This is a genomic window from Paracoccus sp. J55 (assembly GCF_000513975.1).
Lineage (GTDB): Bacteria > Pseudomonadota > Alphaproteobacteria > Rhodobacterales > Rhodobacteraceae > Paracoccus.
Map to the genome: position 1 here is coordinate 144,168 of NZ_AZVA01000009.1, position 6,398 is coordinate 150,565.

5 protein-coding genes are annotated in these 6,398 nt (G+C 69.5%); all 5 read right to left on the reverse strand.

Going from position 1 to position 6,398, the window contains the following annotated elements:
- Nucleotides 1-512: 512 nt before the first annotated feature.
- On the reverse strand, nt 513-926 hold the full coding sequence (locus PARJ55_RS0110965; RefSeq protein ID WP_028713086.1) for a hypothetical protein: 414 nt from the start codon (nt 924-926) through the stop codon (nt 513-515).
- 12 nt (nt 927-938) lie between these two features.
- Nucleotides 939-2,222 (reverse strand): sulfite oxidase, encoded by a 1,284-nt coding sequence (locus PARJ55_RS0110970; RefSeq protein WP_028713087.1) that lies wholly within the window; start codon nt 2,220-2,222, stop codon nt 939-941.
- Between the two features lie 154 nt (nt 2,223-2,376).
- Nucleotides 2,377-3,336: a phosphate acetyltransferase gene (pta, locus tag PARJ55_RS0110975; RefSeq protein ID WP_028712790.1), complete on the reverse strand. Its 960-nt coding sequence runs from the start codon at nt 3,334-3,336 to the stop codon at nt 2,377-2,379.
- Nucleotides 3,337-3,340: 4 nt separating this feature from the next.
- Nucleotides 3,341-4,357, reverse strand: coding sequence for a YeiH family protein (locus tag PARJ55_RS0110980; protein WP_028712789.1), 1,017 nt, complete (start codon nt 4,355-4,357; stop codon nt 3,341-3,343).
- A gap of 256 nt (nt 4,358-4,613) precedes the next feature.
- The gene (gene xsc, locus PARJ55_RS0110985) at nt 4,614-6,395 is read right to left on the reverse strand and encodes a sulfoacetaldehyde acetyltransferase (protein ID WP_028712788.1); all 1,782 of its coding nucleotides are present in this window, start codon (nt 6,393-6,395) and stop codon (nt 4,614-4,616) included.
- Between the last annotated feature and the right edge of the window lie 3 nt (nt 6,396-6,398).

Sequence of the window (6,398 nt, forward strand, 5' to 3'; positions counted from 1 at the left end):
CAGGCATGGCTGTCGATGCAGAAGAAGCGGTGGCGCAGGGAACGTCCTCGTGAAGGGGTTGGCGGTGGCTCGATTCCGGCCCGCCGCTCCCGGATCGCCAGCGTGGCCTTGGCGGCGGCAGACTTTTCGGGTCGGGGAAGGCGCGATAGATGCGGGTCGGTCCAAAATCCACCGCGGGCCGGGCGGAGGGCGGAAGAGCCCGAATTCCTCGGCCGGTTCCTGCTCGTCGATCAAGGCTCCGGGCGCGATCTCCATGGCCAGGATGCGGCGGCGCAACGCATCCGCACGCCCTTGCGATCGGTCGTCGCGGCCGCAGGCTTCTGTGCCGTCATGGACGGATCTTCCCGATCATCTGCAGCCAAAGCGCCGCCCTTTCTGCAAATCTTTTGTAGATACAATGGCTATTCTTTGTAGCATATCAATATGCTCCGCCATGGCTGCGCAGCAGGCCGCGCCTGTGCGCGGCCTTGCTCGATTCTCGAACCCGGACGACACATCCGCCGCGGCCCTTCCTACCTCTCGGACGAGAAATTGGTCTTGAGATAGGTCAGGATCAGCGCTCTGGTCTCCTCGTCGGGCTCGACCATGCCCTGCTCCTCGACCATCCAGGTCCACAGCTCGTCCCAGCGATGGTCGGTGACGCGCTGCTGCTTGATGATCTCGGTCGAATGGCAGGCGACGCATTGGTAATAGGTCTCCTCGGCGCCCGCGCCCTCGGGCAGGCCGCCGAATTCCTCGTTCCCCGCCCGCGCCTCGCCCGCATCCGCCTTGGCACGGATCGCCGTCATCGGGTCGAGCGGGTTCGCGCCGGCGGGCCGGCCCGCCAGCGCCTGCATCGGATCGGGCCGCACCTCGGCCGCAGCCAGCCCGACCCCCAGCACCAGCGCGGCCAGAGCGGCGGCAAATGTCTTGATGATTCTGGACATCGCGCCCTCCCCTCACGCGACCGCGACCAGCGCGATGCGGTGTTGGATGTTGTTGGCATAGCCGCGCGGGTTCCAGGCCGGGGACAGTGGCGGCTGGCCGATGCCATCCTGGTCGGTGGCCCGCGCCCAGACCTCGTAATAGCCATGCTGCGGCAGGGTCAGCTGCGCGCGCCAGCGCTGCCAGGCAAAGCGGTTCGGCGGCGGCTCCAGCGCGGCCTCCTGCCAGGTCTGGCCGAAATCCAGCGAGACATGCACCGAGGCGACGTCGCCCTTGCCGCACCAGGCATGACCGCGCACCTCGACCGTCTCGCCCGCCTTCACCTCGGTCCCGGTCTCGGGGAAGGTGACGATGGACTTCACCGGCATCTCGGTCAGCACCACCATGTCCTCCTCGGGCACCTCGGTGCCGGGCGCGACCGGATAGGCCGGGATGCGATAGGAATCGCCGGTCATCTTGGCGCCGTCATGCTCCCTGTCGCGGACCCGGATGCGGTTGAGGTATTTCTGCGAGACCGAGGCCGGATAGCCCGGCACCACCAGCCGCAGCGGAAAGCCGTGCAGCGCCGGCAGCGGCTCGCCGTTCATCGCCCAGGCAATGATCGCATCCTCCTCCAGCGCCTTTTCGATGGGCACGCCGCGCGAGATGACCTCCTGCTCCTCGTCGCCGCTCAGATGCACGTCGTTGCCGTAATGCCCGGTATAGACGGCGCTGTCCTTCACGCCTGCCGCCTTCAGCACATCGGCCAGCCGCACGCCGGTCCATTCCGGGCAACCGACCGCGCCGACGGTCCATTGGTTGCCCGAGGTGCCGGGCTGGAAGAAGGCCCGGCCATTGCCGCCGCATTCGATCACCAGCCGCCGGGTGACGGTCTCGAAGCGCGCCTTCAGCGCGTCGATGGTCAGCTCCAGCGGCGTCTCGACCTCGCCGTCGACGCTCAGCGTCCAGCCCTCGGCGTCCTGGTCCAGCGCCGTCTGCGGGACAAGGCCGTTCATGCGGATGAACAGCCGTTCATAGGGCGTGACGTCGTCGTCCAGCAGATGCGCCGGGGTCTCTGCATTCAGCGGCCGGTCGCCCAGCACCACCAGCCCCTGCTTGCCCGCCATCAGGTCGAGGCCGGTGTCCTGGGCCAGCGCGGCGGGCACGAAACCTGCGGGCAGGTTGCGTTCGAACGGGACGGCCATGCCCAGGATGGTCCCCAGCGCCGTCAGGCCGGTCCTGCCGAGAAAGCGACGCCGCGCGGGGTCCCTCGCATCCGCGGCGCGGGGGGTTTCAGGGTTTCCAGGCTGTTCGGTCATGGCTTCTCCTCCTCTTGGCACGCCCTTTCGGACGCGGCCGGCTGCTTGCGATTGCGGGGCCGATCACCGATCGGTGGCCCGGGTTGAAACGTAACGCGCCAGGATCGAAAAACGTGCAATCATGGGGCAAAATCCGGTTCCAGCTCTGCGCGGCTCATATTTGAGTTTGCATGGCGGTTATTGCTGTTGCATTGACGATATCGTTGACGGAGCATCCTCTGGAGAGGTCGTTTGCGGGTTTGGCGAGGCCCTGGAGGATGGGTCCGATGGCGATGAGGCCGCCCAGGCGCTGGGCGATCTTGTAGCCGATATTGCCCGAGGCGAGGTCGGGAAAGACGAAGACGTTCGGCCGGCCGGTCAGGCGGCTTGCCGGGGCCTTCCTCGCCCGGATCGCCTCGTCCAGCGCCGCGTCGAACTGCAGCTCGCCGTCGACCTCCAGATCCGGGGCGGCGGCGCGGATCAGCGCCAAGGCCTCGCGCAGCCGCCCCAGGCTGGGATGATCGGCCGAGCCGGCGGTCGAAAAGGACAAGAGCGCCACCCGCGGCGCCTCGGCCAGGAGCCGCCGGCAGCTCTCGGCCGCCGACAGCGCGATGGCGGCGAGCTCGGCCGCGTCGGGCTGGATCACCAGCCCGCAATCGGCAAAGATCATGCCGCCCCGGACCGGCGCCCCGGGCCCGCAGGACAGCATCAGAAAGAAGCTCGACACGATCCCGGCCCCGGGGGCCCGGCCGATGATCTGCAGGGCCGCGCGCACCGTGTCGGCGGTGGTGGCGACCGCGCCGCCCACCGTGCCGTCGGCCTGGCCCAGCCGCACCCGCATCGCCGCCTGGCGGATCGGGTCGCGCATCTCGGAAAGCGCGCGTTCCGCGGTCATGCCCTTGGCGGCGCGCAGCCGGTGCCAGTGGTCGGCCAGCTCGGCCAGGTCGGGCGCGCCCGCCGGGTCGATGCGGCCCACGCCGGGGATCTCGGGCCCGCCCAGCAGGGTGACGCGGGCCAGCCCCTCGGCCACCAGCCGGCGGGCGGCCTCGGCGACGCGCGGGTCCCCGCCCTCGGGCAGGATGATGTGGCGGTCCAGGGCCTTCGCGGCCTCGTGGATGCGCTCGAGCGGTTTCATGGCACTACCCCCAGAAATGCAGGCCGGCGACGACGAAGACGCCCAGGAACACGGTCTCGGCCACGATCAGCGCGATGGCGCCGCCCCCGACCTCGAGCATCCTGCCGAGCGAGGTCTTGATGCCGACCGCGGCGATCGAGATCAGCAGCGCCCAGCGGGACAGCTGCCCGGCAAGCGCCGAGACCGGCTGCGGGATCAGCCCGGCGCTGTTCAGCGCCGCCAGCGCCAGGAAGCCCAGCACGAAGCCCGGCAAGAGCGGCGGCGCCTTGCCGCCCCTGGCATCGGCCAGCCCGCGCGCCCGGATCGCCAGCGAGAAGCACAGCACCACCGGCGCCAGCATCGAGACGCGGATCAGCTTGACCAGCGTCGCGGTCTCGCCGGCCTCGGGGCCGATGGAAAAGCCGGCGCCGACCACCTGGGCCACGTCGTGGATGGTGCCGCCCAAAAAGACGCCGCTGTCGCGCGCCGTGAAGCCGAAGGCGTTCGACAGCATCGGGTAGAGCACCATGGCCAGGGTCGAGAGCACGGTGACCGAGAGCACGGTGAAGACCAGGTCGCGCTCGGATTTCTCGTGCCGGGGCAGGACCGCGGCGATGGCCATGGCCGCCGAGGCGCCGCAGATCGCCACCGCGCCGCCGGTCAGCAGCGCGAAGCGCCAGCCGCGGCCGACGAGGCGGGTGGCGAGGAGCGCGAAGAGGATGGTCAGCACCACCCCCGCGACCACCAGCGCGATGGCGCGCGGCCCCAGCCCGCTCAGCATCTCGACCGAGATCCGCGCGCCCAGAAGCGCCACCCCGAGCCGCAGCACGGTGCGGGCGGTGAAGGCGATGCCGGGCGCGGTGCGGGTGCCCTCCTCGGCCAGGAAGTTCAGCGCCAGGCCCAGAAGCAGCGCCAGCAGCATGGCCGGGGCGCCGTAATGGTCCGACAGGAACTGCGCCGTGGCCGCGACCAGCGCCGAGACCGCGAAGCCCGGGAAGGCCTCGCCGAGCAGGCTGCGCGAAGGGATCAGGGTGGTCATCATCGTCGTCACCGGGATGCGGGGATGGGGCCGGGGCGGGGGCCGCGCCGGGTCGTCGTCGGAAGGGCGTCATGCGCCCCGGGAGAGGGCCTCATGGGCGGATGTGTCCGGCGGTCCTGCGGTCCTTCCCGGCCGCCGAGGGGGGCGCTGCCCCCTCGCGCTTGCCCGGCCCCTCGACGGGGCCCGGCAAGCGCCCCCCGGAGTATTTGGGAAACGGTGAAAGCCGGGGGGCGCCGGCGCCCTGCGCCGCCTTTCCGCGTCAGGCCGCGCCCTTTTGCGGGCGCATGTCGGCCGGGTCGATGCCGGCCACCACCACCGGCTTCTTCATCGCGTCGCGGCGGAAGGGCTCGCCCAGCTCCTGGTTCAAGAGCACCTCGATGAAGGTGGTCTCGCCGTCCCGCATCTGCCGCTCGACCGCCTCGTGCAGGGCCGCGGTCAGCTCCTCCTGCGACTTGACCTGCACGCCGGCGAGCCCGCAGGCCCGGGCGATGCCGGCATAGGAGGTGTCGCGGTCGAGCTCGGTGCCGACGAAGTTGTTGTCGTACCACAGCGTCGTGTTGCGCTTTTCCGCGCCCCATTGGTAGTTGCGGAAGATCACCATGGTGATCGCCGGCCAGTCCGCGCGCCCGCAGGCGGTCATCTCGTTCATCGAGATGCCGAAGGCGCCGTCGCCGGCAAAGCCGATCACCGGCACCTCGGGATTGCCGATCTTGGCGCCCAGGATCGCCGGGAAGCCGTAGCCGCAGGGACCGAAGAGGCCCGGCGCCAGGTATTTGCGCCCGGCCTCGAAGCTTGGATAGGCATTGCCGATGGCGCAGTTGTTGCCGATGTCCGAGCTGACGATCGCCTCCTTCGGCACCGCCTGCATGATCGCCCGCCAGGCCTGGCGCGGGCTCATCAGCCCGGCGTCGCGGACCCGCGCCTCGGCGTTCCATTCGGTGCCCGGATCATCCTCCTCGTGGTCGAGGCTCGAAAGCTCCTGCGCCCAGCGGGACTTGGTCTGCGCGATGAGATCCTTGCGTTCCTGCCGCCCGGCATCGCCCGCCGCGGGGGCAAGCTGCGCCAGGATGCCGCGCGCCACCTTGGCCGCATCGCCCTGGATGCCCACCGTGACCTTCTTGGTCAGCCCGATGCGGTCGGCATTGATGTCGACCTGGATGATCCTGGCCTGCTTCGGCCAGTAGTCGATGCCGTAGCCCGGCAGGGTCGAGAACGGGTTCAATCGCGTCCCCAGCGCCAGCACCACATCGGCCTTCTGGATGATCTCCATCCCGGCCTTCGAGCCGTTGTAGCCCAGCGGCCCCATGGCCAGCGGGTGGCTGCCCGGGAAGCTGTCATTGTGCTGGTAATTGCTGCAGACCGGCGCATCCAGCCGCTCGGCCAGCTTCACCAGGTCCGGGATCGCCCCCGACAGCACCACCCCGGCGCCCGACAGGATGACCGGGAATTTTGCCTCGCTGAGCAGCCTTGCCGCCTCGGCCACCGCCTGCTCGCCGCCCGCGGGCCGCTCGAAGGCCACCACCTGCGGCAGTTCCACGTCGATCACCTGGGTCCAGAAGTCGCGCGGGATGTTGATCTGCGCCGGGGCCGAGTTGCGCCAGGCTTGCATGATCACCCGGTTCAGCACCTCGGGGATGCGGCTCGCGTCGCGCACCTCCTCCTGGTAGCAGACGCAATCGGCAAAGAGCCGCATCTGCTCCATCTCCTGGAAGCCGCCCTGGCCGATGGTCCGGTTCGCCGCCTGAGGCGTCACCAGCAGAAGCGGCGTGTGGTTCCAGTAGGCGGTCTTCACCGGCGTCACGAAGCCCGTCACCCCCGGCCCGTTCTGCGCGATCGCCATCGACATCTTGCCGGTCGAGCGCGTGAACCCGTCCGCCATCAGACCCGCATTCGTCTCATGCGCGCAGTCCCAGAACCTGATCCCAGCCTTCGGAAACAGATCCGACACAGGCATCATCGCAGAGCCGATGATCCCGAAAGCATGCTCGATCCCGTGAAGCTGCAATACCTTAACAAAAGATTCCTCAGTCGTCATTCGCATGGC